Genomic DNA, 26,244 nt, shown 5'->3' with positions numbered 1-26,244 from the left:
GCGTTTCAGTATAGGTGGGGATATGACTTGGCGAGGAATAAAACATTGATCGTCTCCCTCATCACCGCATTCTCCAACCGCAGGGCCTCCACCTGCCGGCGCAGCCCCTCCACGCCGCCTCCGCCGGACCCGGGCATCGGTTCAGCGGGCATCGGCGCGTTTCTTGCGTTCATCAGGCCCAGTATCCCCCCGCTGTGGTAGCGGTGCATCCACTGGTACACGCTCGTCGGCGTGCAGCCCGCGTCGCGCGGATCCTCGCGAACCCATTTCACCAGCGCCCCCTCGGACGGGTACCCGAGCTCCGCAATGACCTTCCTGATGGTCATGCCCTCAGTGTCGTTGAGGTAGGGTACGCACTGCCGAATGTTGTTGCGCAGGACAAGTTTGACCATGAAGTTGTTGGGTTCGCTGTATTCGGGGTCAGGCAGGCCGATCTCGGCCATTATCGGGTTTGTTCTCCGGTGTTGTTCCCGCTCGTCAGGAGTGCTGGCTTTGCGTGACTATGTAGTTTGTGATGACTTAACCTTCACAATGCGAGATGCAAATAACGTAATTTTCTTATCTATGCAAGCATGAAAGGTGTACTTAATTCTTTAAAGTCAAGTACGACGTATGCAGTTTGTTCAAGTGATTTCGGAGCACTGTATTCCACTAATGTTTGGGGTCCGTGATGAATGCAATATGTTTACGACATCGTTAAATCAAACATCAAATATGCCTCATCCGATTTCTTGAGTCTTGGAATTTTTTTATGGTATATCTAAATAATCTTTTACATAAGATCGCCATCGTTCGTATTACGGAGTTGGATTCAGCATTACGTATTATGTGTTTCAATACACTGCTCAATAACATAGGTTCCGTTGCAATGGTATCGACGTGGTCGGTATATGTTACTGGCATTTTGAAATTTAGTACGTTATGGCTAACCGTGAGCGGATGTGCAATGGCTGCAGGAATGATGATCGGCTCTGCATGTTGCGGTACGATTACCGATCGTTTAGAACCACGATCTGTTATTTGTGCATCTAATATTTGCTTCGGCATGTGCATGGCTTTGTTATGCTTTATTACTGATCCTGCAGCGATCACAATTTTACTTGCGATGTCCGGATTATCATCTTCATTCTATCATCCGGCTAGAAGCATTTTGATAGTACGGTATACACCGTCCGACGATATTGCTACAACACGATCGGTTACCGCGTCATACGGTTATCTTGGCACGATTCTTGGTACGATTGGTTCTTTGCTTGCATTGTCGGGGAATACGCGTTCTTGGTACATCGTTGCCATTGCTGTAAATGCTATAAGCAGTTTTTTAGTGTCGGTAAGTGCTTTACGACTGCCTAGGATCCGTGATCATTCAGAGAATAAATCTGTTCGCAATGTATTTTATTGGTTACGTAAATCTTTTAACTCTATTCGTAATATCAATTTCAAAATGTTGCATCTTAATACTCAAGGTGCTATGCGTGATTCCCGGTTCATCATGACCTGTATCCTGATGAATATACCCGTATTGGCTTTGTACGCATTTAATACTGGCATGCCAGTATGGCTGGTAAAGTTCACTGCATTTCCAACAGTTTTAGTTGGAGTTCATAAGGCAATGGTAAATCTCACCGGCACGATATTGCATACCGTTTTAACGCGTAAAAATGCAACCTTCTTGGAAGGTGTTAAGGATTACGAATGTGCTGCTTTAATCCAGTCACTCGCAGTAGTATTGGTTCCGGTCTCCTTATTCCTATCTCAATATGGATACGAAATTGCCGCTATTTTCGTTTTTTGTGTCATCACTGCTCTGCTAGCGTTGACTGAAATTGCTATGAATGGCGCGGCTTGGACGGTATCATACGCTTTACGTCGTCAAGGAAAGCAAGGAGAATACGAAGCGTCAAGTAATTTTATCGACGGCGCTTTCGGCATTTTATATCCTTATATTACTACACCATTATGCTCTTCATTTTCCATGATAGGATGGTGGATCGTTGGTTCGATAAGTGCAGTTGGTGTAATAATTATGCGCCTATTTATCAAATCTCCATCAACCAATAACAAAAAGCAGGTGGGTTGACTCATCTCTCGATGAAATCAATTAAGTGTGAAATAGATGCTATGAAATAGCCTCTATTATGAGGTCTATGGGCGTGGAAGGTTGGACGTTTAAGCATCCAACCTTCCACCCGTAAACTCTTATAAACTTAGCTCCCCTCAGAGAGGGGAGCTAGAGAGAATGGTGGCTACAGCCGCACCAGATCACTTACCCTGCTGCGCGGCGTTCTGGCGACGCTGCTTGGCGCGCCACTTGTACCAGTCCTCACGGCCGAGGATGATCTTGCGCACGCGGATGGACTCCGGGGTGACTTCCACGCATTCGTCCTCGTTGGCGAAGTCCAGGGACTCCTCGAGGCTCATCTTGATCGGCGGGGTCAGGGTTTCGAGCACGTCAGCGGTGGAGGAACGCATGTTGGTCATGTGCTTGGCCAGCGTGATGTTCACGTCCAGCTCGTCGGGCTTGTTGTTCACGCCCACGACCTGGCCCTCGTACACCGGGGACTGCGGTTCGACGAAGAAGTTGCCACGGGCCTGCAGACGCTGCATGGCGTATGGGGTGGCGATACCCTTGCGATCGGAAACCATGGAACCGTTCTGGCGAATGGTGATGGCACCGGCCCACGGCGCGTAGCCGGCGGAGATGGAGGAGGAGATGCCGGTGCCGCGGGTGGCGGAGAGCAGCGCGGTGCGGAAGCCGATCAGGCCACGGGACGGCACGGTGAACTGCAGACGGACCCAGCCGGAGCCGTGGTTGGTCATGCCGTCCATGCGTCCCTTGCGGTCGGCCATGAGCTGGGTGACGGTGCCCATGTACTCTTCCGGCACGTCGATGGTGGTGTTTTCCATCGGCTCGTTGACCACGCCGTCGATCTTCTTGGTGACCACCTGCGGACGGCCGACGGTCAGCTCGTAGCCTTCGCGACGCATCTGCTCGGCGAGCACGGCCAGCGCCAGCTCGCCACGGCCCTGGACCTCCCAGGCGTCGGGGCGGTCGGTGGGCAACACCTTGATGGAGACGTTGCCGATGAGCTCGCGGTCCAGACGGTCCTTGATCATGCGGGCGGTGAGCTTGTGGTCCTTGCCTTCGGTGCCGGCCAGCGGGGAGTCGTTGGTGCCGAAGGTCATGGAGATGGCCGGATCGTCCACATGGATGAGCGGCAGCGGCTTCGGGTCGTTGGGGTCGACGATGGTCTCGCCGATCATGATGTCGTTAACGCCGGCAACGGCCACGATGTCGCCGGGGCCCGCGGACTCGACCGGGGTGCGCTCGAGGCCCTGCGTGCGCAGCAGTTCGGAGACGCGGAAGTTCTCGAGGGAGCCGTCCACACGGGACAGGCCGTAGGTCTTGCCCTTCTCAAGGGTGCCGTTGTAGATACGGACCAGACCGAGTCGGCCGAGGAAGTCGGAGGAATCGATGTTGGCCACGTGAGCCTGCAGCGGGGCGCCTTCCTCGTATTCGGGGGCCGGGATGGTGGAGATGATGGCCTCGAACAGCGGCTCGAGGTTCTCGTTGTCCGGCAGGCCACCGTCGGCGGGCTGGTTCACGGAGGCGTAGCCGGCCTTGGCGGCGCAGTAGATGACCGGCATTTCCAGCAGCTGGTCAAGGTTCAGGTCGATGCCCTCGTGCTGCACGTCGTCGGCCAGGCCGAGCAGCAGGTCGGAGGTTTCGCCGACGACCTCTTCGATACGGGCGTCGGGGCGGTCGACCTTGTTCACGCACAGGATGACCGGCAGCTTGGCCTCCAGGGCCTTGCGCAGCACGAATCGGGTCTGCGGCAGCGGGCCTTCGGAGGCGTCCACGAGCAGCACGACCCCGTCGACCATGGAGATGCCGCGCTCGACCTCGCCACCGAAGTCGGCATGGCCGGGGGTATCGATGATGTTGAGGGTGATGCCCTCCGGGTGGCCGTACTTGGCGGCCAGCGGACCGGTGTATTCCACGGCCGTGTTCTTGGCGAGGATGGTGATGCCCTTCTCGCGTTCCAGATCGTTGGAATCCATCACACGATCCGGCACTTCCTCACGCTCGGAAAACACGTGCGACTGCTGAAGCATGGCATTGACCAGGGTGGTCTTGCCGTGATCGACGTGAGCCACAATCGCCACATTACGGATATCTCCACGAACCGCCATCGAAACCTCTCTTAATGCTGATTCTTTTGCGTAATCGTTCGGTACTTGCGTTCTCGAGTACTTGAGTATCTACTCTGAGGTGTTATGTATACCTGCACACAAACCGTCACGATGATACTTGCACGGCTTGACCACGCGGCGAGCGCTCCCCCGCGGATTGTCCGGGCCTGACCCGACGGTGCCGGGTCAACGCCGGGTCAGGCCGGCATAGGACTCTTCGAGGGCCAGGCTGACCCGTTCGATCTGCTCGCGGGCCAATGGCCTGCGGAACGTCATGCGCAATGCCGATTTGGCGACGGACGGTTCGAGGCCCATCGCCAGCAACGTGGCAGGAATCTCGTGGCGTCCGATGGCGCAGGCCGAACCGGAGGAGGCTGCGATGCCGCGCGCGTCCAGATCGACCAGCAGCGCCTCGCCGGTGACGCCGGGAAAGACGAAGGAGGCGTGCCCGGGCAGGCGGCGCACGGGGTCGCCGGTCAGGTCGGCGCGGGGCACGACCCTGCGGACCGCGTCGATGAGCATGTCTCGGGACGCGACCAATTCACGGTACTGCGCCTGCATGCGCGCATTCGATTCATTGAGTCCGATGGCGAGCGCCACGGCACCGGCCACGTTCTGTGTGCCGGAGCGCAGGCCGCGTTCCTGCCCGCCGCCGGACAGCACCGGTTCGATGGGCGTGCGGCCGCGTACCAGCAGTGCGCCCAGACCTTTGGGCGTGCCGAACTTGTGCCCGGATACGGACAGAGCGTCCACATCCCAGTCACGAAAACGAATCGGAATCTGGCCGGCGGCCTGTACGGCGTCCACATGGATGGGCACGCCGTGCGCGTGGGCGATGCGGACCAGTTCCTCCACGGGTTCCACGGTGCCGACCTCGTTGTTGGCCAGCATGGTGGAGACCATCGTGGTACGTTCGCTGGCCTCGCCGTCGAGCTCGCATTCAAGTGCGTCGAGATCGAGATGTGCTTGCGCATCCACGGGAATGCGCACGACTTCGAAACCGAACCATTCGTGCAGCCATGCCGCCGATTGGGCCACGGCCGGGTGCTCGATAGCGGAAATGATAATGCGCGGGCGGCTGCTTGCCAGCTGCTTGCCATCGGTTTCGTCGAGTCCGTAGACCGGCCGCAGGCCCAGCTTGCGCATGCGGGCCATGGCAATGCCTTTGATGGCCAGATTGTCCGATTCGGTGCCGCCTGAGGTGAAGATCACGTCATCCGGCCTGGCGCCCAATGCCGCGGCAAATGATGCGCGAGCCGCGTCCAGCGCGCGGGCCGCGGTTTTGCCAGGCTGGTGCACACTGGCCGGATTGGCGTAGGCCTCAGTCAGGAACGGGGTCATGGCCTCGATGACTGCCGGGCTCACTGGTTCGGTGGCGGCGGCGTCCAGGTACAGTTCGCCGGCTTCGCTGGACGTGTTGGGGGTATCGGCCATGACTAGTTCCAATCCAATCCGAGGTCGATGCTACGCACGGAGTGGGTGAGCGCACCCACGGAGATCACGTCCACGCCGGTGGCGGCCACGGCTGGCACTCGCTCCAGGCTCATGTTGCCGCTGGCTTCCACGATGGCCTTGCCGTCGATGAGCTCCACGCCGCGACGGGTGTCGTCGAGCGAGAAATTGTCCAGCATGATGGTGTCCGCTCCGCCGGCGAGCACGGCGGGAATCTGGTCAAGGCGGTCGACTTCCACTTCGATATGCGTGGTGTGGCCCACCTGTTCGCGCACGTGGCGGATCACGCCGGCCAGGTCGATGCCGCGCGCGGCGAGCGCCGCCAGATGGTTGTCCTTCATCATGACCGCGTCGGACAGTCCGTAGCGATGGTTGTGGCCGCCGCCGCAGACCACGGCGTATTTTTCGAACGGGCGCAGGCCGGGCGTGGTTTTGCGCGTATCGACGATGCGGGTGCGCTCGTAGCGGCGTGGCCGGGTGACGGGTCCGTCATAGTCGTCGCCGTAGATGGCGTTCACCGCGTCCACGAAGGCGGCGGTCATGGTGGCGATGCCGCTCATGCGCTGGGTGAAGTTGAGGGCGATGCGCTCGGCGGTGAGCAGGTCGCGTACCGGGCCTGCCACGGTGGCGAGTATCTGGCCGCGCTGGAATCGCTCACCGTCCTTGATGGTGACGGTGACGGTGACGGCCGGGTTCTGTGCGGCGAAGGCTGCGGCGAACACGTCGATGCCGCTCATCACACCGTTTTCGCGCGCGGCGAGGTGGGCCGAGCCGGTTTCGTCCGCGGGGATGGTGGTCTCGCAGGTGATGTCGCCGTAGGGCGCGTCTTCGGCGAGCGCCGCTTCGACGGCGGTGCGGATGATGTGTGATGTGAGCATGGGTCAGTCCTTGATGTAGGCGACGGAGTGGGCCCAGTTGTCGACTGGCTCGCTGTAGTCGGTGCGGGCGTGGGCGCCTCTCGACTCGGTGCGGGCGAGCGCGGCGGTGGCAGCCACATAGCCTACGGTGAGCATGTTGCGGTTCTCCAAAGCCTCAACGCTACTTGCAGCGCCATCGGCGTTTATATCAGCCTGGGCGTTTGCGGCGGCGAGGCCTTGGCCGAGTTCGGCGATGGCGGTTTTCAGTCCGGCCTCGTCGCGCAGCACGCCGACGCCATGCCACATGGTGTTCTGGATGCGGGTACGGTCCCACACCTTGTCGGCGGCGGTATCGTCAGCAGCAGCCGTAGCGGCAGGAGCGGCCAACGCGATCGGCGCATGGTCGAACACGGCACCGGTGGCGGAGTTCAGGAACGGTTCGGGTGCCCAGACCGCGTCGTCACCGTCCGCGACGGCGGCAAGACCGGCGCGGCGTCCGTAGACAAGTCCTTCGAGCAGCGAGTTGGAGGCAAGGCGGTTGGAGCCCATGACACCGGTGCGGGCGCATTCGCCGGCCGCGTACAGGCCGGGGATGGAGGTCCGGGCGTTCAGATCGGTGCGAATGCCTCCCATGTAGTAGTGCGCGGCGGGCGCCACCGGGATCGGCTCCTTGCTCCAGTCGAAGCCAAGCGAACGCGTATAGGCGTCGATGGTCGGGAATCGGTGGGCCAGGAAGCTGGCCAGGTCGGGGTTCTCGCGGGTCATCGGCGAGACGTCGAGCATCACGGGCTTGCCGCCTTGCGCCTGCATCACGCGGAAGTTCTCGCGGGCCACGACGTCGCGCGGTGCGAGTTCGGCGCGCGGATCGATGTCCTTCATGTACCGGTGGCCGTGTTCGTCCAGCAGCACCGCGCCTTCGCCGCGCACGGCTTCGGAGACGAGGAAGTGCTCGCCCACGGCCATGGCGGTGGGATGGAACTGGTAGAACTCCAGATCGGCGACCTGGGCGCCCGCACGCCATGCGGCGGCGAGGCCGTCCGCGGTGGCGACCGGCGGATTGGTGGTGTACGGGTACATACGGCCTGCTCCACCGGCGGCCAAGATCACCCGGTCGGCGGCCAGATCCTTGTCCTGCCCGTCGATCAACAGGCGGACGCCGGCGATGTGGCCGTCCCGCACGATGAGGTCTTTGAGGAATGCGTTCTCGATGATGTGGATGCGCGGGTTCTTGCGCACCATGGCGGAGACGTCCAGTTCGAGCACTTTGCCGGTGGCGTCTCCCCCGGCATGCACCACGCGGGCGCGCGAATGAGCCGCTTCCAGGCCGCGCAGCATGTGTCCCTGCGCGTCGCGGTCGAAGTGGACGCCGGCCGCGGCGAACTCGCGGACGCGCTCCGCACCCTCACGGGTGAGGATGTCCACGGCCTTCGGGTCGCACAGGCCGTGGCCCGCGGCCATGGTGTCGGCGGCGTGCAGCTTCGGGTCGTCGTCGGAGAAGATGGCCGCAGCGATGCCGCCCTGCGCATGATAGGTGTTCGATTCCACCAGTTCGGCCTTGGTTACCACGGTCACGTCGTGTCCGGTGCCGGCCACGGCCAGTGCCGCGGACAGTCCGGCGACGCCTGCGCCCACGACGACGATTTCGGTGTTGCTCATTGTGTTGCTTTCCTCTGTTTTTGCGTCATCTGCCCCCCAGTCACCTACGGTGACAGCTCCCCTCAGGGAGGGGAGCTAGAAGCATGTCACGGGTGAACGCGCAGCATGCGCTCCAGTGCCACCTTGGCTTCGCGGGCGGTGTCTTCGTCCACGGTGATGCGATTGACCACGTTGCCGGCTTCGAGGTTCTCCAAAGCCCAAGCCAGGTAAGCCGGGTGGATGCGGTACATCGTGGAGCACGGGCAGACCACGGGGTCCAGGCAGAACACGGTCTTGTCCGGGTACTGAGCGGCCAGACGGTTCACCAGGTTGATTTCGGTGCCCACGGCAATGGCGGATCCGGCGGGTGCGTTGGTGATCTCCTTGACGATGTACGCGGTGGAGCCAGTACCGTCGGCGGCGTCGACCACCTGCATCGAGCACTCGGGGTGCACGATCACCTTGACGCCCGGGTATGCCTTGCGGGCGCGTTCGACCTGTTCGACGGTGAAGCGCTGGTGCACGGAGCAGAAGCCCTTCCACAGGATCATCTTGGCGCGGGCGTAGTCGGCCGGATCGGCGGCGCCGCCCTGTGCCTTGAACGGATCCCACAGCGGCATCTCGCTCAGCGGAATGCCCATCGCGCGGGCGGTATTGCGGCCCAGATGCTGGTCCGGGAAGAACAGCACGCGCTTGCCGCGGGCGAACGCCCATTCCAGCACGGCGTGCGCATTGGACGAGGTGCATACGATGCCGCCGTTGCGTCCGCAGAACGCCTTCAGCGCGGCGGATGAGTTCATGTAGGTGACCGGGATGATCTGCTGCAAGCCATCGGAGTCCGGCTGGGTGCCGCAGATCTCGCCGAGCTGGTCCCAGCATTCCTGGACCTGGTCGATGTTGGCCATATCGGCCATCGAGCAGCCTGCGGACAGGTTGGGCAGGGTCACGCTCTGTTCGGGCGTGGAGAGGATGTCGGCGGTTTCGGCCATGAAGTGCACGCCGCAGAACACGATGTGGTCGGCGTCCGGGCGTTCGGTGGCGTTCTTGGCCAGCTGGAAGGAGTCGCCCACGAAATCGGCGTGCTTGATGATCTCGTCACGCTGGTAGAAGTGGCCCAGAATCAACAGTTTGGAGCCAAGACGCTGCTTGGCGTCGGTGATGCGCTGCTGCAGTTCCTCGTCGGAGGCCTTGCGGTATTCGTCCGGCAGCACCTGCTGGCGCGGCGCGTTGGCGGGCAGACGGTCGAGCATCGAGGCACCGGGACCGTAGCTGGGTGTGGTGGTGTCGAAGTGCCATGGGTCCTGGGTCAGTCCTGCATCGCAGGTGCTTTGCGCGCCCAGCTTGGCGATGATCTCGTCAACGGACGGCGCAGTGGATAGTGCGGTCATAGCGGTTCCTTTCCTATATACGTCTGTGATGCCGGCCCGAAGCGGGTCGGCGGGAAAAATCAGATGCGCGCGGATGGAATCAGCGCGTCGAGAGCGTCTTCACGCTCGCCTTGTCTGGACAGTTCCACGATGTCGTCGCCATCGGATTCGTGGGGCGTACCGTTCTCGACAAGTCGTTTGGGGATGTAGCGGTAGACGGTGGCCGGTCGTTGGCGGCCTTCGCGCACCTTCTCCCCGGTGTCTTCAAGATCTCCCGAGGCAAGCATTTTGCGGCGGAAGTTCGCCAAGTCGAGGGTTTCGCCGCCAATCGCCTCATAGACGCCGTGCAGTTGGCGCAGGGTGAACGTGGGGCCGAGCAGTCGGGTGGCCACGTCGGAGTATTCGATTTTGGAGCGCAGGCGGAGCAGCGCGTAGTCGATGATCTGGCGATGGTCGAACGCCAGCTCGGGCAGTTCGTCTTCGGGGAACCATCGTACGTTGTCACCATCCTCGAAGCCCGCAGCCTCGGTCTGGCCGACGAGCGCCCAGTACACGACGGATACCATGGGCAATCCGCCATGAGACCGGGTCGGGCCTCCAAAGGTGTACAGCTGTTCGAGGTATCGCGGGTGCAGGTCTGTGGTCGATTCGAGGGCCGCGTAGGCAGACTGTTCCAACGACCGGTCGGAGCGCAGGTCGCCGCCGGGCAATGCCCAGCAGCCCAGGAACGGCTGACGGACGCGCTTGACCAAGGGCAACCAGAGACGGGAATGGGCCGAGTTCGCGGCGTTGCCGGAATCGGCGGCACTGTTGCCGGTATCGCCTTTCGGGCCGAGTGCCAGAATCACCACTGACACGCCGACCTGTGGCGGTGCGCTGCGGCGCTCGGACACATTGCCGAATCCCATGCCATGCCTCTTTCCATACCGGTTGTTCTCCCTGCATTGAGAGCATAGCACTACTTATAGTCACAATGACCATAAATCACATATTGGATGGTCTAGCGCACGAATATTGGTCAGGTAGCGGGCCCCAATCGCTACGAAATCACGTCCGTGTCTTCCGATTTCGACTGTGTCATTTCGGCGACGGGCGGGAGGAACGGCGCCAGGGAGGGTAGTTCGTCGAGACTCTTTAGGCCCATTTGGTCGAGGAAGAACTCGGAGGTGACCAAAAGGGCCGCGCGGGATTCGGGGTCCACGCCGTCTTCCTTGATAAGGCCGCGTACCGTGAGCGAGCGAATCACGCCATCGGAGTTGACACCGCGGATCGCGGCCACTTGGGCTCGGGTGACGGGCTGGCGATAGGCCACGATGGCAAGCGCCTCCAGTGCGGCCTGACTGAGTCTCGCAGTCTGGCCGTCGGTGACGAATAATGAGACGACCGGCTCGAACGCGGCTCGACTGGCGAACTGCCAGCCACGAGCGGTGCGGCGCAGTTCGAAGCCGCGCGGGCGGATGCCACGGGATTCATCGCCCTCATAGTCATCGTGCAGGGCTTGCAATGCCCCTTCGACTGTGTTGCGGTCCAATGCCAAAATGCGGGCCAGCTCGGTGGCGGTCTGCGGCTGGTCGGAGACCATCAGAATCGCTTCCAGACATGCGGTCAGCCCGCCGGGAAAAACGTCTACCGTGAAATCCACGTATTGGGGACGCGCCTCCTCCACTCCCCTCACCGCGGCCTTTGCGGATCCAGCCGTCGATTCCGTATCCGCCATGTGTTCGGTTGCATTCGTTGCGTCAATCCGCTCAGTCACCAGTCGCCGTCCTTACGCAAAATCGCCTTCGGAAATGTTCACGTCGCTCATCGTTTCGTCTACGCCGGGCACCCACCTCAGATGCAGTTCGGCAAACGGACCATCTTGCTGATACTGCAGCACACCTTGTTTGAAGAACACGAGCACGGCCATGAACCGAGCCACCACCTCAATACGAGAAGTGCAGTCCCGGGTCAATTCGCTGAACGACATCGACTGGTCTCCCTTGAATTCCAGTGCCGCGATCAGCCGGTCGCGCACCACCAGCGATTGGGCCCGCAGATCGACCAGCGGCACGTGCAGCTGGTGAATCGATACTTCGGAGGCGGGCGCGTTGGCGATGACCTGGGCGGCCAGTTGGGCGAGTTCGAGCGGGGTCAGCGTCCATACCAGCTCAGGCAGCATGGCGGCAACGGCCTCGTCCATGGCCGCCGGATGCGGGAATCGGCCGGAGTTGGCGGCGATACGCGCCCGGAAGTCACCTGCGGCCTGCTTGTAGGCGCGGTATTGGAGGAGTCGGGCGAACAGCAAATCGCGTTCGCGCAGTGCTTCAAGGCTTTGCTCGTCGTGCTGGCTGTCTTCGCTGCCGGGCAGAATCGCCACGCTTTTGGCCTCGACCAGAATAGAGGCGATATCGAGAAAGGCGCTGGCCTCATCCATGTTTTTCGTGAAATCGAGCCCACGCACGTATGTCAGGAATTCCTCGGTGATCGAGGAGAGGGAAACTTCGGTCAGCTCGAGTTTGTTGTTGGCGATCATGCCGAGCAAGGCATCGAACGGACCGGAATAGACTTCGAGGTTGACTTGGAAGCCGGAGGTGGCGGATTCCTCCGTGCTGATTTCGGCTTCCGCGGAGTTCCCCTCAGCCTCGCTACGCGAGCCAGCTTCCCTCAGAGAGGGGAGCCGAGAAAGGGAAGTCTCATTCATCGTTTATCGAAACAATCGTTACGCCACGATGCCGCGAGCAATGAGCTCACGTGCCACCTCACGGTATTCCTTTGATGTCTTGTGCTCAGGTGCATAGACCACCACGGGCGCGGCGGCAACCGTGGAATCGGGCAGTTTGATGGAGCGGGAGATGAACGTGTGGAACACCTTTTCGCTGAACGCCTCGTAAATGCGCTGGCAGACCTCTTCGCAGTGCAGTGTCTTGGTGTACATGGTGATGAGCACGCCGTCCACTTCCAATGCGGGATTGATGCGGGACTGCACTTTTTCGATGGACTGCATCAGCAGGGCCACACCGCGCAAGGCGAAGAATTCGGCGGCCACGGGAATGATCACGCCATCAGCTGCGGCAAGCGCGTTCACGGTGAGCAGGCCGAGCGATGGCTGGCAGTCGACGATGATGAGATCGTATTCCGACTTGAGCTTGCGCAGCACGCTGTTCAGGATCTGCTCTCGGCCCACTTCGGTGACCAGTTGGACCTCGGCGGCGGACAAATCGATGTTCGCCGGAATCACATCGATGTTCTCGAATGCGGTGTGCTGCACCACATCATGTGGATCCACGGAAATATCGAACAGCGCGGTGTAAATCGTGTTCTCCACGGTATTCGCGTTGACGCCCAGTCCCACAGTGGCGGCGCCCTGCGGATCGAAATCGACGATAAGCACGCGGCGGCCATACTGGGCCAACGCACCGGCGATATTGATGGAGCTGGTGGTCTTACCTACGCCGCCCTTCTGGTTGCACATGGCAATGACGCGCGCCGGACCGTGCTGTTGCAGCGGTCCGGGTGCGGGGAAGGTTTCGTATTCACGTCCAAGCAAATCGGTAGGCATACTGTCTACCTTATCAATATCCATGTTCCGGGGTGGTGTAACGACATACGCTTCGTCCATGGGCAGCGTGCCTTGACGGAATGCGCCGTCTTGCCCGTGGTCGCCACGCCGATCTGCCATGCCTGGACCTCCGTCGAATCCTGATCTCACCTGACCAGCGTACTCTTATCCGTTCGCCAATATCGCCGCAAACACGTTGCTTCGACATATCGCGGACAACCCGTCTCATCACCTCGCCAGACATCGGTCATCGCGCCCGAGGATGGGCAGTGAGATACGTTTCGATCAGGGTTTCCGGACTTACATGCGTGTAGATCTGCGTGGTGGTCACGCTGGCGTGCCCAAGCAGTTCCTGCACGGTGCGCACGTCCGCGCCACCTTGAATCAGGTGCGTGGCGAAGGAATGGCGCAGGGTGTGCGGATGGAGTGGTTTGGTGATGCCGGCCCGTTCCCCGGTTGCTTTGACGATTTCCCATACCGATTGCCGCGAGATGCGCTTGCCACGTTTGTTGAGAAACAGTGCGCGTCTCTCGGGAATCTTGGCGCTGGAGCGCCGTTCCAGCTCGCCACGCCCCGCATTGAGGTATGCGGTGATGGCCCGGCATGCGTAGCTGCCCAATGGCACAAGCCGCTGCTTGGAGCCCTTGCCCATGAGTCGCGCGATGTGCTCGTCCAGGTCGATGTCGTCCAGATTCGCGCCGGTGGCTTCCGAGACGCGGCAGCCGGTGGCGTACATGAATTCGAGCAGGGCCTTGTCCCGCAATACCACCGGATCGGTTGATCCGCCGACTGCCGCCGTGTCGAGCAGACGGGTTACCTCGTCCACGGTGAGTACGTCAGGCAGGGTGCTGGCACCTTTGGGTGCCTTGACTGCGGCAGAAACGTCGGCAGTCACCGCGTGCTGACCGAGCGCGAAGCGATGGAATTCGTGGATCGAGGCCAGTCTTCGGGCTTTGGAGCGGGCGGACTCCCCCGCCTGGTCAAGGGCGGCGATGTAGTCTTCGACGTCTTGTTTGGTTATGGCGTCAGGTTCGTGGATGCCGCGGGTTTCGAGCCAATCAATGTATTTGGCGATGTCGGATTCGTAGGCGGTGACGGTGGCCGTGGCGAGTCCTCGCTCCACACCGATGTGGACGAGGAACTGCTCGGTGAGTCTGGTGAATCCGTTGGTCATGAGTTTGTTCTCTCCCCCCACCCGCTGCGCGGGAGCCCCCTCGTCAGAGGGGACTAATAATAGGAAACCCCGCTCGGAAGCGGGGTTTCTAGTGTGAAGTCACGACTTCAAGCAATCAGGCCTCAACCGGAGCGTTGACGTCCTCAGGCAGGGCGGCCTTGGCGGCGTCCACGATGGTCTTGAAGGTGTTCGGGTCGGAGACGGCAATCTCAGCCAGAGCGCGACGATCCAGCTCGATGCCGGCGAGACGCAGGCCCTGGATGAAGCGGTTGTAGGTGATGCCTTCAGCGCGGACGGCAGCGTTGATGCGCTGGATCCACAGCTTGCGGAAATCGCCCTTGCGAGCCTTGCGGTCGCGGAAGTTGTAGTTAAAGGAGTGCAGCAGCTGTTCCTTGGCCTTGCGGTACAGGCGGGAGCGCTGGCCACGGTAGCCGGAAGCCCTCTCGAGAACAACGCGACGCTTCTTGTGGGCGTTCACTGCGCGCTTGACACGTGCCATAATCTATTCCTCAGCTTTCTAAAGTCTTATTTATTTCCGGGTAAGCCCTATGCTCACTTCTGCAGAAGCTGGTGCAGCTTCTTGGCCTGGCCGCCGCGCAGCACATCGTCGGCGGACAGTTCACGGCGCTTGCGAGCGGACTTGTGCTCGAGGTTGTGGCGCATGGCGGAACCGACATGCTTCACCTTGCCGGTGCCGGTGATCTTGGCGCGCTTGGAAGCGGCGGAATTAGTTTTCATCTTCGGCATTGCTGCCCTCCTTGCTGGTTTGCTTCTTGTCGGAAGTCTTCTGAGAAATCGCGGACTGCGCGTCGGCTGCGGCCTGAGCCTGAGACTCCTGCTTGGCCGCGAGACGAGCCGCCTGGCGAGCCTGACGCTCGGCGCGGGACTCGGCGCCACGACGACGCTGCTCGGACTGGGTGTGGACCTTCTTGCCCTTCGGCGCAAGGGTCATGATGATGTTGCGGCCCTCCTGCTTCGGCTTGGACTCGACGGTGCCGTATTCCTCGACATCGTCGGCCAAACGCTGCAGCAGTTCCACGCCACCAATCGGGCGGGAGATCTCACGACCGCGCAACATGATGGTGACCTTGACCTTGTCGCCTCCGTTAAGGAAACGGGTCACATGGCCCTTCTTCACGTCGAAATCGTGGTCGTCGATCTTCAGGCGGAAACGAATCTCCTTGATTTCCGCGGTGCTCTGGTTGCGGCGAGCCTCACGAGCCTTGATCTTCTCGTTGTACTTGAACTTGCCGTAATCAATGAGCTTGGCGACCGGAGGCTTCGCGTTCGGGGCCACCTCGACGAGATCGAGGTTTGCCTCCTTGGCCAGGTTCAGCGCGACGGAAGTCGCAATGACGCCCACCTGCTCGCCCTTCGGGCCGATCAGGCGTACCTGCGGGACGCGAATCTCGTCGTTAATACGTGGTTCGTCGCTGATGATGACTCCAATCCTCTACTTTAATTCCGTGGCGAGGTCCTTTGCTGGAGTCCTGTTCAATGCTTTGGGTTCATGGCAAGCCAAAACCAGCGCCAATATGCGCTCAGCTTCTGCAGACGCATATCAGTTCTTTGCGTCATTCCTGATTGCGCGTTGTATATCACAATCGCTAGGCTGTTTGCCTTGAACCCGAGGCCTTGAAAGGCTTCCAGGTGGGGTTGCCCCGCTTTCTTGATTTCTCAAGCCAAATAGGAATCCTACCACACGCCCGGACATTCGCGGCCCGTGTGTCGGTGGGTGGATACCGGCTACAGTGGGCATCATGGCTCAGGTATGCGTGATTTTTGGTGCGGGCGAATACTATGCGGGCACGCCCGTGGTGCCGGCCGGCGCGTATGTGGTGGCGGCCGATGGCGGGCTCGACCATACGCGCGAGTTGGGCATCGTGCCCGATGTGGTGGTGGGCGATTTCGATTCGCTGGAGGGCCGGCCGCCTCGCACTGATGTGCGCACCATCGCGCTGCCCGCGTTGAAGGACGACCCGGATATGCTTTCCGCGCTGAAGGTCGGTTGGTCGGCGGGTTGCCGCGAATTCCATGTCTATGGCGGTTTGGGCGGCCGCATTGACCATACGATTTCCGGCATTCAACTGATGGCATTATTGGCCCGGCATGGGGCAAGCGGGTACCTGTATGGTGACGAGCTCATCGTCACGGCCATCACCGATGGCAGGCTTTCGTTCCCCGCGCATCCGGTGCCCGAGGACGGCCGTATGGTGTCGGCGTTCTCCCACTCCGATGTTTCGCTTGGCGTGAACGAACCGGGGCTGAAATACGAGCTCAAGAACGGCACGCTGACCAATACGGTGGTGCAAGGCGTCAGCAACGAGTTCCGCGACGGCGTGGACGCGGCCATCAGCGTGGAACACGGCACACTGATCATCACTTTCCCCATCGAGGTGGCATTGCCTCAGGTGAGCCGATTTCACGAATTTGGCGGCGATATCGGCGAGCTGGACACCGCAGTGTCCAAGCTGCTGGTTCGCTGACTCGCGTATCGTGCGCTTGCTCGTGATGATTCAAGACATTCCTCCAAAGGAGAGGAAAATCACATGTCGATTGCGGGCAATCCGAATTGTGAGCGCTCACAAAAAATATGGCATTTTTGCCCAAAACGCACGCTGAAACGTTGCCATGTGTACAGAGTCGGCATTACAGTAGCAACTGTTGGTAAACAATGGCCCGGTGTGCCAAAGCGCGCCAAGGCCACCCTACAAGGGAGAATTACATGACAGTTAAGATTGGTATCAACGGCTTCGGTCGCATTGGTCGTCTCGCCTTCCGTCGCATCTTCGAGCTGCAGGCTCGCGGCGGCCAGGCTGGTGACATTGAAGTTGCCGCCATCAACGATCTGACCACCCCGGCTACCCTGGCTTACCTGCTGAAGTACGACAGCACCCACGGCACCTTCCGTCATGACGATGGCACTCCGGTTGACGTCAAGGCCACCGAAGACTCCATCATCGTCGACGGCAAGGAATACAAGGTCTACGCCGAGAAGGACGCCAACAACATTCCGTGGGTCAAGAACGACGGTGTCGAGTACGTGCTCGAGTGCACCGGCTTCTACACCTCCGCTGAGAAGTCCCAGGCTCACATCAACGCTGGCGCCAAGAAGGTCCTGATCTCCGCCCCGGCCAAGGATGACACCACCCCGACCGTTGTGTTCGGCGTGAACCACGACATCCTCAAGGCTTCCGACGTGATCGTTTCCGCCGGCTCCTGCACCACCAACTCCATGGCCGCCATGGTCAAGCTGCTGGACGCGAAGTTCGGCATCAAGGCCGGCTTCATGACCACCATCCACGCCTACACCGGCACCCAGATGCTGCTCGATGGCCCGCGTGGCACCAAGACCGGCCGCAACCTGCGCGCCGCCGCCATCAACACCATCGCCCACTCCACCGGCGCTGCCAAGGCCATCGGCAAGGTCGTTCCGTCCGTGAACGGCAAGCTGCAGGGCCATGCCCAGCGCGTCCAGGTTCCGGACGGCTCCGTCACCGAGCTGACCACCGTTCTGAACACCGAGACCACCGCCGACGAGATCAACGAAGCCTTCAAGGCTGCCTTCTCCGACACCGATTACTACGGCTACAACGATGAGGGCATCGTCTCCTCCGACATCCTCGGCGACACCCACGGTGGCGTGTTCGACCCGACCCAGACCGACGTCAACACCATTGACGGCGTGACCCTGGCTCGCACCGTGTCCTTCTACGACAACGAGTACGGCTTCACCTCCAACATGATCCGTACCCTGCTGTACTTCGCTGAGATCTCCGAGTGAACCACTGCGGTCTAGGCCGCTACGGTTCGTTTGAGAACTAAGCTGTGAGACCCCCGCCTTGTGCGGGGGTCTCTTCGTAGTAGAACGGTAATCATGGCAAAGAAAAGCAAGCATGATAAGGGCGCGGGTTCCACTCCGGCGACAGTCCAACTGGAGAAGGCGGGCGTGGAATTCCACGTATACGAATACGAGCACTCCAACGACCATATGGATGACGGCTACGGCGTGGAAGCGGCCACCAAGCTCGGCTTCGACGAGCATCAGGTGTTCAAAACCCTAATGGCGGACACCGGTTCGGAGCGTGTGGTAGGCGTGGTACCAGTCAGCGGACATATGGACCTGAAGGCATTGGCCGCAGCCGTAGGTGCCAAGAAGGCCTCTATGGCCGATCCCAAGGTGGCGATGCGTGAATCCGGCTATGTGGTAGGTGGCATCTCGCCGTTAGGCCAGAAGACACGTCATAAGACTGTGTTGGATGAAAGCGCCCTGCAATTCGACCAGATTCTGGTCTCCGGCGGCAAACGCGGACTGTCCGTAGGCGTGAACCCGCAGGACCTTCTCAAGGTCTTGAACGCCGTTGCCGCACCAATCAGCACGTGGTGACCGTTCTTGGCTTCCCTCGGTGAGGGGAGCCAAGGATGACTACTTCTTCCTGCGCAACTCCGCCGGCAGCACGAAGTGCATGTTTTCTTTGATGGTTTCGACGGACTTCATACCGGTGAAACCCAAGTTTTGCAGAGCGTCAATCACACCGGACACCAGTTCGTCCGGCACGGAGGCACCTGAGGAGATACCTACGGATTCCAGACCCTCGAACCATGCCGGGTCAAGCTCGCTGGCATCATCCACGCGATACGCTTTGCCGCGCTCTCCCAAGCCCTCCTGCGCCACCTCCATCAGTCGCACGGAATTCGAGGAGTTGGCCGATCCGACAATCACCACGCAATCGGACTGCTGGGCCACCAGTTTGACCGCAGCCTGACGATTCGATGTGGCATAGCAGATATCCGAACTCGGCGGCTCTTGAATCCACGGGAACTTGGCCTTCAGCGCGGCAATGGTGCCGGCGGTCTCATCCACGCTCAACGTGGTCTGCGAGAGCAGCACCAGCTTGGTGTCGGGCGCAAAATCCAACGAATCGACATCCGATTCATGCTCGATCAAGTGCACATGTTCGGGGTTCTCCCCCACCACGCCGACTGCTTCATCGTGGCCCTTGTGCCCGATATAGACGATTTCATACCCCTCGCGCACGAAACGCAGCACCTCACGGTGCACCTTACCCACCAGAGGGCAGGTGGCATCCACCACATGCATGCCACGACGTTCGGCTTCCGCCTTCACTACCGGAGATACGCCATGGGCGGAAAACACCACCGGAATACCCGCTTGGGCAGCAGCATCCGGAATCTCCGCCAATTCCTGGACGAACACCGCGCCTTGCCCGGCCAAATCCTCGACCACATGCTTGTTGTGCACGATCTGCCGGCGCACATATACCGGGGGCAGCCCATCCTCGCGCGTCCGCTTTCCGGAAGCCTCCGCGGCTTTGAGAATGGTCTGTACGGTAAGAATCGCACGGTCCACACCCGCGCAGAAGCCTCGCGGATCAGCGAGCACAACGCTTTTGGTCATCGGAACCTCCTGAACGTCAATAGTGTTTTTCCAGTGTAAAGCAGGGATTACAGGAATCTGCCGTCACAACTTTTCCGCGTCTCCCACGAATCACCGGTTTCCAAGGAATCCACGTGCTTCTCGCATGATGGTGTGAGACTCGTCACTCCACGTATTGCTACCGTGTCTGTACGAATTGTTTATTATATGCCGGCTATCGCCAATCCCCGCCTCGATAGAGGAGACGCGCTAGACTGGAGCCAGCGATAGCAGGAGCTACCGGCTCACCAACCTCACTACGGGAGTGATTCCATGACGAGTAAAACACCACGCACCGGAAATCAGTATTCGATTCACTATGGCGATTATTCCGCCGTCATCTGCGAACTCGGTGCCAAGATTCGCCGATTCGATTATCAAGGCAAGGAAATTTTCTGCCCGTTCGGCGTCAACGACCTGACCCCCACCTGTAACGGCTATGTGCTGGCCCCGTGGCCGAATCGCATCGAAAACGGCGAATACGATTTCGATGGCAAGCATTACTGCGCGCCGGTTAACGAATATCATCCCGCACCGCGCAACAATGCGAACCACGGATACGCCTACCACTACATGTGGAAGCTTGAATCGTTGACCGATAGCGCCGTGACGCTTTCGCTGCGCTTCCCCAACCTGGACGGATACCCGTTCGATGTGACCGTGACCGTCACCTACGAACTCGGCGACAACGGCATGACCGTGACCGTCAATGCCTGCAATGATGGCGACGAGCCGGCACCGTGGGCTCTCGGCCTGCATCCGTGGCTGGCCAACGGCAAGCAGGGCGCGACTGTCGCCGAACGCGATGCCGACTCCGCCGCCTGCCACCTGCAGATTAAGGCCGACAGTCATGTGACGGTGAACGAGGCGCTGATTCCCACCGGCACCGAACCGGTTACCGGCATCTACGACCTGAACGATGGCCCGACGCTCGAAGGCCGCGCCTTTGATGATGCCTGGGTCGACGTGGAGCGTGCCGCCGATGGTACGACCACCACCACATTCACCCGCCCGGACGGTATTGAAGTGAAGCTCATTGGCGACGAGACGATCAATGCTTGGCAGTGCTACACCGCCACTGGCGCGCCGTTCTCCGAGCATCCGTATGGTATCGCCGTCGAACCGATGACCGCCCCGGCCAATGCCTTCCGCACTGGTGACCACTTGGTGACGCTCGCCCCCAACGGCGACTACACCACTGTGGTCCGCTACGAAGTAGCCCAGAAGTAGTTCCGTTACGTTGGCTCCCCGCCAGAGGGGAGCCAATTATTTATCCTTATGTGCCGCCACGTCTTGGGACTTGTGCGATACGATTGTGAGCGGTAACAATCTGTTTCACCAAGGAGTGTGCACTATGGCTTTGAAGCCTCGCACTGGTAACCAATATGTCATCTCGGCCGGCGAATGGGGTGCTGTCGTCACCGAAATGGGTGCCAGCCTGCGCGAGCTGAAGTGGCGCGGCGAAGACCTCATCGTCCCCTTCGACCCGAACAAGGTCATCCCCTGCTGCAACGGCTGGGTGCTGGCACCGTACCCGAACCGCGTGACCAATGGTCAGTATTCTTTCGATGGCGAAGACTACCAGATGCCGATCGACGAGTTCGACCGCCAATCCTCCCTGCACGGCTACGCCTACCGCTACATGTGGGAGCTCGTTGATTTACAGGAATCACATGTGACGCTCTCCTGGCGCTCCCCCGACATCGTCGGCTACCCGTTTGATATCACTATCACCGCCACTTATGCACTTGACGAGAACGGTCTCACGGAAACCTTCACCGTGCACAACAACGACAGCGTGAAGGCCCCGTGGGCATTTGGCATCCACCCGTGGCTGGCCAACGGCAAGCACGCCACCGGTCAGGCCATTACCGCCGACAACGAGTCCTGCCGTCTTGAGCTGCACTGCGATACTCACGTGACCGTAGACGAACACCTGCTACCCACCGGCGAAGAGCCGGTTTCCGGCATCTTCGACCTGCGCGATAACCCCACGCTGGAGGGACGTGGCTTCGACGATGCCTGGACCGATATCACCAACCGCGGTGAAGATGGCAGCACTTCCGCCGTGTTCACCCGCCCCGACGGCATCAAGGTCACGCTGACCGGCGACAAGACCATCAACTCCTGGCAGGTGTGCACCGGCAACGAAATCGACGAGAAGGCTCGTCAGGCCGGCGTGGCCGTCGAACCGATGACCGCCTACGCCGACGCCTTCCGCACCGGCAAGGATCTGGTTGTGCTCGAGCCGGGCGATGACTACACCACCGTGGTCACCTTCCACGCCGAACAAATCTGAAAAACCGAATAACCAAGCCTGACGATCATCGCCACATGGACACCCGTGTTGCATCACGTCGTACTTATGTGGCATAATTCCGAAGGCTTATTTTTTTACTGCAGCAAAGGAGTCCATCATGGGCATGCGCGGACGTAAGCGCAAGGATCGTCGTAAGAAGGCCGCCAACCACGGCAAGCGTCCTAACGCCTGATTCTTCGCGTTTCTTATAGAACGCTCAAGGCCCGTCTGATGATACATCAGACGGGCCTTGTTGTATATGTCGTTACTTATCTTCGCCGCAGCAGTGATCAAGCGTGGTCTTGAGCCGGGCCATCAGACATTCGGGTGCCACATCCGGGCGCAAGTAGGCACGCAACGCGGCAATCAACGCCTGTTCACGCTCGTCGCAGCAGGTACGGGGGTCAAAACAGTCGCCCTCCGTAACGATATGCACGTCTGTCTGGACCGACGCAGCGGCCGAGCCGGTATCTACTGAACGATGATGCACCGCCGTGATATGCACTTCGGTCTGGCTTACCGTGCCATCGGCCGCCGTACGGGTTATGGAGATATGGCGAGTACGCTCTACCGGCTGATCGTTCATCAGATCTCCTTTCCCGAAAGCTTGCTTGACTGTTGTGGCGTGTGGGCGTGAGTCGCATGACTATGTCTCACTACGGCTTGCGTGTCGCCATTGCTGCCAACAGTTTGTTCACTACTTTCATTATGACCGGAATCGGCGATTCGACCAACGTTTTCGCTCAACTTCGCGGATGGTGAACCAGCCGACGAACCAGTCACGTACCCGCGCTCTTTCGCATACGAGGCGAGCTCACGCTTGAGTTGCGTGCGGGCGCGATTCAGGCGGCTCATTACCGTGCCGATTTTCACGCCCTGCTCATCGGCCACCTGCTGGTAGGACTTGCCGTCGATGGCGGCGTCGATGAACACCTGCCGGCGTTCCGGCGAGAGTTTGGCGAGCGCGGCCATGATTTCCTCGGGCGCGAAGGCGTCCAAATATTCCTCTTCAGCGGACTTGAGCCCGTCCGACGTATGTTCGGCGGCATCGTAAATGTCCCAATCGTCGTATTCGCCAGTGGAGTCGTTGGCACGCTGCGGGCGCCGCTTGGCCTTGGCATACTGGTTGAAGTAGGCATTGCGCTCGATGGTGGTCATCCACGCCTCGAAGTTGGAGCCCGACTGAAATGAGTCGAAGGCCTTGAACCCGCGTTCGAAGGTGTCCTGGACCAGATCCTGCGCGTCATCGGGATTGTTGGTCAGCCTCATCGCCTGCCGGTACAGTGCATTGACGGCGGGCATGGCGAGCTGCTCGAATCTGGCGCGCTTGGCTGCCATGGACTCGCCCGATCCGGCTGACTGCCCGGATTGCGTAGTTGCTTCGCTTGTCGTCACGGTTCACCATTCTAATCAAATCATGTGCCCATATCGTGGTCGATGACGTGTGAGTCACAACACGCTGCACCCCACCTGTAGAATGGCGTATCGGCTAGATAATAGGGAGTAACAATTATGGCTTTGACTTTGGCTTCGGCCGCTGACCTGCTCAAGGAACACCATCTGCTGCGTGAAATCATCCAAGGGGATGTCTGGACCGACGACCCGGCCCATATCGCTTCGGCGGATGAACCGTTCGCCGGCATCACCTACGACACCCGCAAGGTCACGCCGGGCACCCTGCTGTGCTGCAAGGGCCGATTCAAGGCCGAGTATCTGAACGGCATCGACGAAGCCGGCCTGGCCGCATACGTGGCCGAAACCGAGTACTCAGCCGCAACCGCCGCCCCCGGCCTGATCGTCAACGACGCACGCAAGGCGATGAGCCTGCTGTCCGCCGCGTTCTACGGATATCCGCAGAACGAGCTCACGGTCATCGGCGTCACCGGCACCAAGGGCAAGACGACCACCTCGTACTTCACGCAGGCGCTTATCAACGCCGTCTCCGGCGGCAAGGCCGCATTGTTCTCCTCGGTCGATAATTGCCTTGACGGCCACACCTACGTCGAGTCCGATCTGACCACGCCCGAATCGATGGACGCCTTCCGCATGATGCGCGAGGCGGCCGATAACGGCATGGAGTATCTGGTGATGGAGGTCTCCTCCCAAGCATACAAGGTGGACCGCGTCTACGGACTGACTTTCGATGTGGCCGCGTTCCTGAACATCTCCCCCGACCACATCAGCCCGATCGAACACCCCACGTTCGAGGATTACCTGTATTGCAAGCGCCAGATCATCGCCAACGCGAAGTCGCTGGTACTCGGCGCGGACAGTCTGCACGCCGATCTGTTGCGGGAGGACGCGGCGGCAGCCGGCATCGGCGCAACCACCTTCGCCCTGCATGACGCGGATAATGCCGGCACCAGTGCGGACGTCGTCGCCTGGCCCGCCGACACGGCGCACGCCTCCTTCCACATCGCCGACGGAGATCAGACCCTTGGCGACTACCATCTGTCCATCGATGGCGACTTCAACTACCTCAATGCGGCGGCAGCCATCGCCATCGCCCATGCGGCTGGCGTATCGCTCGATGACGCCGACGCACTGCACGCCATCGAATCCGTACGTATCGCCGGCCGTATGGAACAGTTCCGCGATCCGCAGTCGAACACGCTCGCCATCGTCGATTATGCGCACAACTACGCATCCGTCACCGCGCTGCTTGACTTCGTCTACGAGCGTTGGGGCGAGGAAAACCCGCGTATCACGTTGGTGACCGGATCGGCCGGCAACAAGGCCTACGATCGTCGTAAGGAAATCGTCGAGGCTGCCGAGAACCGTATCGCGAACTTCATTTTCACCGCCGAAGATACGGACACCGAGCCGTTCATCGACATCTGCATGGAAATGCAAGGCTACATCACGAACAAGGATGTGGCCTCCACGGTGATTTCCGACCGTCCGACGGCCATCACCAACGCCATCTACGATGCCCGTGCGCACGCCGACCGATTCAACATCCTGCTGATCATCGGCAAGGGCAACGAGCGTTGGATCAAGGACCATCACAAGCATGTGCCGTTCGACGGCGACGATCATGTCGTCGAACGCATGTTTGGCTTGTGACGGGATTCCGGCCAATCAGATCCTGATCGGATCCCGATTGGCCCACATCAGATCACGCGCAATACGACCAAACCAGAAACACGACATACGGATACGAACGAAAAAGGATAGCTGAATCGTAATGATCACGTTGGAGAAAGTTGACGGAGCCACACTGGAAGCCGAAGCCGAGAAGGCCGGCATCACGTTGCCCATCGAACAGACCAAGGTTTGGTCTGGTTTTCAGGCGGATATCGACGGACGCACGCCATGGGGCGATTATCTGATCAAGCGTGATGGTGAATTGGTCGCCGTGATCTCCTTTATCGATTTTGAGACGCACGGTTATCATTATCTGCGCTCGATGCATGGGCCGGCGTGGGTCGCCAAGCCCACCGAGGCTGAGGAGCGCGAGGTCGTCGACGCCATCGTGGACACCGTCAAGAAGGCTGACAAGAACATCGCGTTCCTGCGTATCGACACCTGGTTCGCCGATGGTACGGAGAAGGTGCTGTCCACAGTGCCGTACGACCAGACCGTGGTCATCGACGTCACCGGTGGCGATGATGAGATTCTGGCTCGGATGAAGCGTCGTGGACGCCGTGACGTGCGCAAGTCTCTGCGCGAGTGCCCGGCCGAGGTTGCCGATGAGACGGATAAGGCGCTGGCCGATTTCTCCGAATATTACGATGTGATGGTCGAGACCGGCCAGCGCGATGGATTCACGCCTGCTCCGATGAGCGACTACTCCGATATGATCGGCGCGTTGGGTGCCGATCATTGCCGTGTGTTCGCCGCACGTATTGAAGACCGTGTGGTGGCATGGTCGATTGTCACCGTGAACGGCACGCATGCGGTGCGCTACTATGCCGGCATGCGCAACGAGGTTATGCGTCTGCATGTGACCGACAAGCTGCTGTATTCCGAATGCTGCATCCTAGGCTCGCAGGGTATTACTGAATACGATCTCATGGGCATTGGCTCCGATTTCGCGCCGTCTCTCAAGGGCCTTAACGAGTTCAAGTGCAAGTTCACCGAGGAAATCACCCCGGTGGCCCCCGCCCGCGACGTACCCATCAAGAAGGTCTTCTACAAGACGCTGCAGACTGTACAGGGCGTGCGCAAGGCATTGCGCTAATACCGCCCAGCTCCCGCTGGCGGGAGCTGTCGAACGAAGCGAGACTGAGGGCGGTCTTTCGATATGGACCACCCTCTGTCACCTGTGGCGCCAGTTCCTGTCAGC

At 60.1% G+C, this 26,244-nt stretch carries 25 protein-coding genes and 1 pseudogene; 9 read left to right on the top strand and 17 right to left on the bottom strand.

Annotated features, from left to right (window positions below):
* Window positions 1–38: 38 nt before the first annotated feature.
* Window positions 39–392, bottom strand: a pseudogene (locus FYJ31_RS02280) (helix-turn-helix domain-containing protein); the annotation flags it as partial.
* A gap of 359 nt (window positions 393–751) precedes the next feature.
* Between FYJ31_RS02280 and FYJ31_RS02275 the strand changes: the two are divergent.
* Window positions 752–2,080 (top strand): MFS transporter, encoded by a 1,329-nt coding sequence (locus tag FYJ31_RS02275; protein ID WP_229773820.1) that lies wholly within the window; start codon window positions 752–754, stop codon window positions 2,078–2,080.
* A 182-nt stretch (window positions 2,081–2,262) separates the two neighbouring features.
* Here FYJ31_RS02275 and typA read toward each other — a convergent pair whose 3' ends face one another.
* From typA to infC, 13 genes are all read right to left on the bottom strand, one after another.
* The gene (typA, locus tag FYJ31_RS02270; protein WP_154535865.1) at window positions 2,263–4,194 is read right to left on the bottom strand and encodes a translational GTPase TypA; all 1,932 of its coding nucleotides are present in this window, start codon (window positions 4,192–4,194) and stop codon (window positions 2,263–2,265) included.
* Between the two features lie 186 nt (window positions 4,195–4,380).
* Window positions 4,381–5,628 (bottom strand): cysteine desulfurase family protein, encoded by a 1,248-nt coding sequence (locus FYJ31_RS02265; protein ID WP_154535864.1) that lies wholly within the window; start codon window positions 5,626–5,628, stop codon window positions 4,381–4,383.
* Between the two features lie 2 nt (window positions 5,629–5,630).
* Complete coding sequence (gene nadC / locus FYJ31_RS02260) at window positions 5,631–6,524, bottom strand: carboxylating nicotinate-nucleotide diphosphorylase (RefSeq protein ID WP_154535863.1); 894 nt, start codon at window positions 6,522–6,524, stop codon at window positions 5,631–5,633.
* 3 nt (window positions 6,525–6,527) lie between these two features.
* Complete coding sequence (gene nadB / locus FYJ31_RS02255; RefSeq protein WP_154535862.1) at window positions 6,528–8,159, bottom strand: L-aspartate oxidase; 1,632 nt, start codon at window positions 8,157–8,159, stop codon at window positions 6,528–6,530.
* 86 nt (window positions 8,160–8,245) lie between these two features.
* Window positions 8,246–9,526 (bottom strand): quinolinate synthase NadA, encoded by a 1,281-nt coding sequence (nadA, locus tag FYJ31_RS02250; RefSeq protein WP_154535861.1) that lies wholly within the window; start codon window positions 9,524–9,526, stop codon window positions 8,246–8,248.
* A 59-nt stretch (window positions 9,527–9,585) separates the two neighbouring features.
* Window positions 9,586–10,413 carry an NUDIX hydrolase gene (locus FYJ31_RS02245; RefSeq protein WP_012577276.1) on the bottom strand — a complete coding sequence of 276 codons (828 nt, stop codon included), beginning with the start codon at window positions 10,411–10,413 and terminating at the stop codon, window positions 9,586–9,588.
* Between the two features lie 131 nt (window positions 10,414–10,544).
* Window positions 10,545–11,261, bottom strand: coding sequence for an SMC-Scp complex subunit ScpB (gene scpB / locus FYJ31_RS02240; RefSeq protein WP_174773103.1), 717 nt, complete (start codon window positions 11,259–11,261; stop codon window positions 10,545–10,547).
* 12 nt (window positions 11,262–11,273) lie between these two features.
* Window positions 11,274–12,188: a segregation and condensation protein A gene (locus FYJ31_RS02235; RefSeq protein ID WP_154535860.1), complete on the bottom strand. Its 915-nt coding sequence runs from the start codon at window positions 12,186–12,188 to the stop codon at window positions 11,274–11,276.
* 18 nt (window positions 12,189–12,206) lie between these two features.
* Entirely contained in the window at window positions 12,207–13,046 is an 840-nt protein-coding gene (locus tag FYJ31_RS02230) for a ParA family protein (protein ID WP_032745242.1), read from the bottom strand.
* Between the two features lie 247 nt (window positions 13,047–13,293).
* Window positions 13,294–14,220, bottom strand: a complete 927-nt coding sequence (xerD, locus tag FYJ31_RS02225) for a site-specific tyrosine recombinase XerD (RefSeq protein WP_136500556.1) — start codon at window positions 14,218–14,220, stop codon at window positions 13,294–13,296.
* Between the two features lie 115 nt (window positions 14,221–14,335).
* On the bottom strand, window positions 14,336–14,719 hold the full coding sequence (gene rplT, locus FYJ31_RS02220) for a 50S ribosomal protein L20 (RefSeq protein ID WP_011068013.1): 384 nt from the start codon (window positions 14,717–14,719) through the stop codon (window positions 14,336–14,338).
* A 53-nt stretch (window positions 14,720–14,772) separates the two neighbouring features.
* Window positions 14,773–14,967, bottom strand: coding sequence for a 50S ribosomal protein L35 (gene rpmI / locus FYJ31_RS02215; protein ID WP_007052593.1), 195 nt, complete (start codon window positions 14,965–14,967; stop codon window positions 14,773–14,775).
* The gene (gene infC / locus FYJ31_RS02210) at window positions 14,948–15,670 is read right to left on the bottom strand and encodes a translation initiation factor IF-3 (RefSeq protein WP_032682519.1); all 723 of its coding nucleotides are present in this window, start codon (window positions 15,668–15,670) and stop codon (window positions 14,948–14,950) included. Before infC ends, rpmI begins: the two co-directional genes overlap by 20 nt.
* 310 nt (window positions 15,671–15,980) lie before the next feature.
* Here infC and FYJ31_RS02205 point away from each other — a divergent pair, with 310 nt between their 5' ends.
* The 3 genes from FYJ31_RS02205 to ybaK all read left to right on the top strand — a co-directional run bounded on the left by FYJ31_RS02205 (window position 15,981) and on the right by ybaK (window position 18,607).
* Entirely contained in the window at window positions 15,981–16,706 is a 726-nt protein-coding gene (locus FYJ31_RS02205; RefSeq protein WP_154535859.1) for a thiamine diphosphokinase, read from the top strand.
* A gap of 239 nt (window positions 16,707–16,945) precedes the next feature.
* Complete coding sequence (gene gap, locus FYJ31_RS02200) at window positions 16,946–18,004, top strand: type I glyceraldehyde-3-phosphate dehydrogenase (protein ID WP_154535858.1); 1,059 nt, start codon at window positions 16,946–16,948, stop codon at window positions 18,002–18,004.
* 93 nt (window positions 18,005–18,097) lie between these two features.
* Window positions 18,098–18,607, top strand: a complete 510-nt coding sequence (gene ybaK / locus FYJ31_RS02195) for a Cys-tRNA(Pro) deacylase (protein WP_154535857.1) — start codon at window positions 18,098–18,100, stop codon at window positions 18,605–18,607.
* Window positions 18,608–18,646: 39 nt separating this feature from the next.
* Here ybaK and FYJ31_RS02190 read toward each other — a convergent pair whose 3' ends face one another.
* Entirely contained in the window at window positions 18,647–19,639 is a 993-nt protein-coding gene (locus FYJ31_RS02190) for a 4-hydroxy-3-methylbut-2-enyl diphosphate reductase (RefSeq protein ID WP_071477716.1), read from the bottom strand.
* Window positions 19,640–19,930: 291 nt separating this feature from the next.
* On the opposite strand from FYJ31_RS02190, the gene FYJ31_RS02185 reads away from it, so the two are divergent.
* The 3 genes from FYJ31_RS02185 (at window position 19,931) to FYJ31_RS13265 (ending at window position 22,149) form a co-directional block, all read left to right on the top strand.
* Window positions 19,931–20,887 (top strand): aldose 1-epimerase family protein, encoded by a 957-nt coding sequence (locus FYJ31_RS02185; protein WP_154535856.1) that lies wholly within the window; start codon window positions 19,931–19,933, stop codon window positions 20,885–20,887.
* Window positions 20,888–21,011: 124 nt separating this feature from the next.
* Window positions 21,012–21,956: an aldose 1-epimerase family protein gene (locus tag FYJ31_RS02180; RefSeq protein WP_032745246.1), complete on the top strand. Its 945-nt coding sequence runs from the start codon at window positions 21,012–21,014 to the stop codon at window positions 21,954–21,956.
* Between the two features lie 118 nt (window positions 21,957–22,074).
* Window positions 22,075–22,149, top strand: coding sequence for a 50S ribosomal protein bL37 (locus FYJ31_RS13265; protein WP_003817083.1), 75 nt, complete (start codon window positions 22,075–22,077; stop codon window positions 22,147–22,149).
* 72 nt (window positions 22,150–22,221) lie between these two features.
* Here FYJ31_RS13265 and FYJ31_RS02175 read toward each other — a convergent pair whose 3' ends face one another.
* Together FYJ31_RS02175 and FYJ31_RS02170 are read right to left on the bottom strand one after the other, a co-directional pair.
* Window positions 22,222–22,542, bottom strand: coding sequence for a hypothetical protein (locus FYJ31_RS02175; RefSeq protein WP_154535855.1), 321 nt, complete (start codon window positions 22,540–22,542; stop codon window positions 22,222–22,224).
* On the bottom strand, window positions 22,542–23,294 hold the full coding sequence (locus FYJ31_RS02170) for a sigma-70 family RNA polymerase sigma factor (RefSeq protein WP_154535854.1): 753 nt from the start codon (window positions 23,292–23,294) through the stop codon (window positions 22,542–22,544). The genes FYJ31_RS02175 and FYJ31_RS02170 overlap by 1 nt, the downstream gene beginning before the upstream one ends.
* Window positions 23,295–23,468: 174 nt before the next feature.
* Between FYJ31_RS02170 and FYJ31_RS02165 the strand changes: the two genes are divergently transcribed.
* Complete coding sequence (locus FYJ31_RS02165) at window positions 23,469–25,022, top strand: UDP-N-acetylmuramoyl-L-alanyl-D-glutamate--2,6-diaminopimelate ligase (protein ID WP_154535853.1); 1,554 nt, start codon at window positions 23,469–23,471, stop codon at window positions 25,020–25,022.
* Between the two features lie 121 nt (window positions 25,023–25,143).
* Window positions 25,144–26,139 (top strand): lipid II:glycine glycyltransferase FemX, encoded by a 996-nt coding sequence (locus tag FYJ31_RS02160; RefSeq protein ID WP_007055266.1) that lies wholly within the window; start codon window positions 25,144–25,146, stop codon window positions 26,137–26,139.
* Window positions 26,140–26,244: the final 105 nt, after the last annotated feature.

The sequence above is a fragment of the Bifidobacterium sp. WCA-178-WT-4B genome, from assembly GCF_009696495.1.
Lineage (GTDB): Bacteria > Actinomycetota > Actinomycetes > Actinomycetales > Bifidobacteriaceae > Bifidobacterium > Bifidobacterium infantis.
The sequence above is the reverse complement of the archived record's forward strand: the minus strand, read 5'-3'. Positions and strand labels throughout refer to the sequence as shown.

What these genes read in the sequence shown, in the direction of transcription:
- rplT (WP_011068013.1), bottom strand. Translation starts at nt 14,719, where the DNA reads ATGGCACGTGTCAAGCGCGCAGTGAACGCCCACAAGAAGCGTCGCGTT.
- gap (WP_154535858.1), top strand. Translation starts at nt 16,946, where the DNA reads ATGACAGTTAAGATTGGTATCAACGGCTTCGGTCGCATTGGTCGTCTC.
- FYJ31_RS02265 (WP_154535864.1), bottom strand. Translation starts at nt 5,628, where the DNA reads ATGGCCGATACCCCCAACACGTCCAGCGAAGCCGGCGAACTGTACCTG.
- FYJ31_RS02275 (WP_229773820.1), top strand. Translation starts at nt 752, where the DNA reads ATGGTATATCTAAATAATCTTTTACATAAGATCGCCATCGTTCGTATT.
- FYJ31_RS02185 (WP_154535856.1), top strand. Translation starts at nt 19,931, where the DNA reads ATGACGAGTAAAACACCACGCACCGGAAATCAGTATTCGATTCACTAT.
- rpmI (WP_007052593.1), bottom strand. Translation starts at nt 14,967, where the DNA reads ATGCCGAAGATGAAAACTAATTCCGCCGCTTCCAAGCGCGCCAAGATC.
- FYJ31_RS02160 (WP_007055266.1), top strand. Translation starts at nt 25,144, where the DNA reads ATGATCACGTTGGAGAAAGTTGACGGAGCCACACTGGAAGCCGAAGCC.
- FYJ31_RS02205 (WP_154535859.1), top strand. Translation starts at nt 15,981, where the DNA reads ATGGCTCAGGTATGCGTGATTTTTGGTGCGGGCGAATACTATGCGGGC.
- FYJ31_RS02230 (WP_032745242.1), bottom strand. Translation starts at nt 13,046, where the DNA reads ATGCCTACCGATTTGCTTGGACGTGAATACGAAACCTTCCCCGCACCC.
- nadB (WP_154535862.1), bottom strand. Translation starts at nt 8,159, where the DNA reads ATGAGCAACACCGAAATCGTCGTCGTGGGCGCAGGCGTCGCCGGACTG.
- ybaK (WP_154535857.1), top strand. Translation starts at nt 18,098, where the DNA reads ATGGCAAAGAAAAGCAAGCATGATAAGGGCGCGGGTTCCACTCCGGCG.
- nadC (WP_154535863.1), bottom strand. Translation starts at nt 6,524, where the DNA reads ATGCTCACATCACACATCATCCGCACCGCCGTCGAAGCGGCGCTCGCC.
- FYJ31_RS02175 (WP_154535855.1), bottom strand. Translation starts at nt 22,542, where the DNA reads ATGAACGATCAGCCGGTAGAGCGTACTCGCCATATCTCCATAACCCGT.
- FYJ31_RS02235 (WP_154535860.1), bottom strand. Translation starts at nt 12,188, where the DNA reads ATGAATGAGACTTCCCTTTCTCGGCTCCCCTCTCTGAGGGAAGCTGGC.
- FYJ31_RS02170 (WP_154535854.1), bottom strand. Translation starts at nt 23,294, where the DNA reads ATGGCAGCCAAGCGCGCCAGATTCGAGCAGCTCGCCATGCCCGCCGTC.
- FYJ31_RS02180 (WP_032745246.1), top strand. Translation starts at nt 21,012, where the DNA reads ATGGCTTTGAAGCCTCGCACTGGTAACCAATATGTCATCTCGGCCGGC.
- typA (WP_154535865.1), bottom strand. Translation starts at nt 4,194, where the DNA reads ATGGCGGTTCGTGGAGATATCCGTAATGTGGCGATTGTGGCTCACGTC.
- FYJ31_RS02245 (WP_012577276.1), bottom strand. Translation starts at nt 10,413, where the DNA reads ATGGGATTCGGCAATGTGTCCGAGCGCCGCAGCGCACCGCCACAGGTC.
- nadA (WP_154535861.1), bottom strand. Translation starts at nt 9,526, where the DNA reads ATGACCGCACTATCCACTGCGCCGTCCGTTGACGAGATCATCGCCAAG.
- FYJ31_RS02190 (WP_071477716.1), bottom strand. Translation starts at nt 19,639, where the DNA reads ATGACCAAAAGCGTTGTGCTCGCTGATCCGCGAGGCTTCTGCGCGGGT.
- FYJ31_RS02165 (WP_154535853.1), top strand. Translation starts at nt 23,469, where the DNA reads ATGGCTTTGACTTTGGCTTCGGCCGCTGACCTGCTCAAGGAACACCAT.
- xerD (WP_136500556.1), bottom strand. Translation starts at nt 14,220, where the DNA reads ATGACCAACGGATTCACCAGACTCACCGAGCAGTTCCTCGTCCACATC.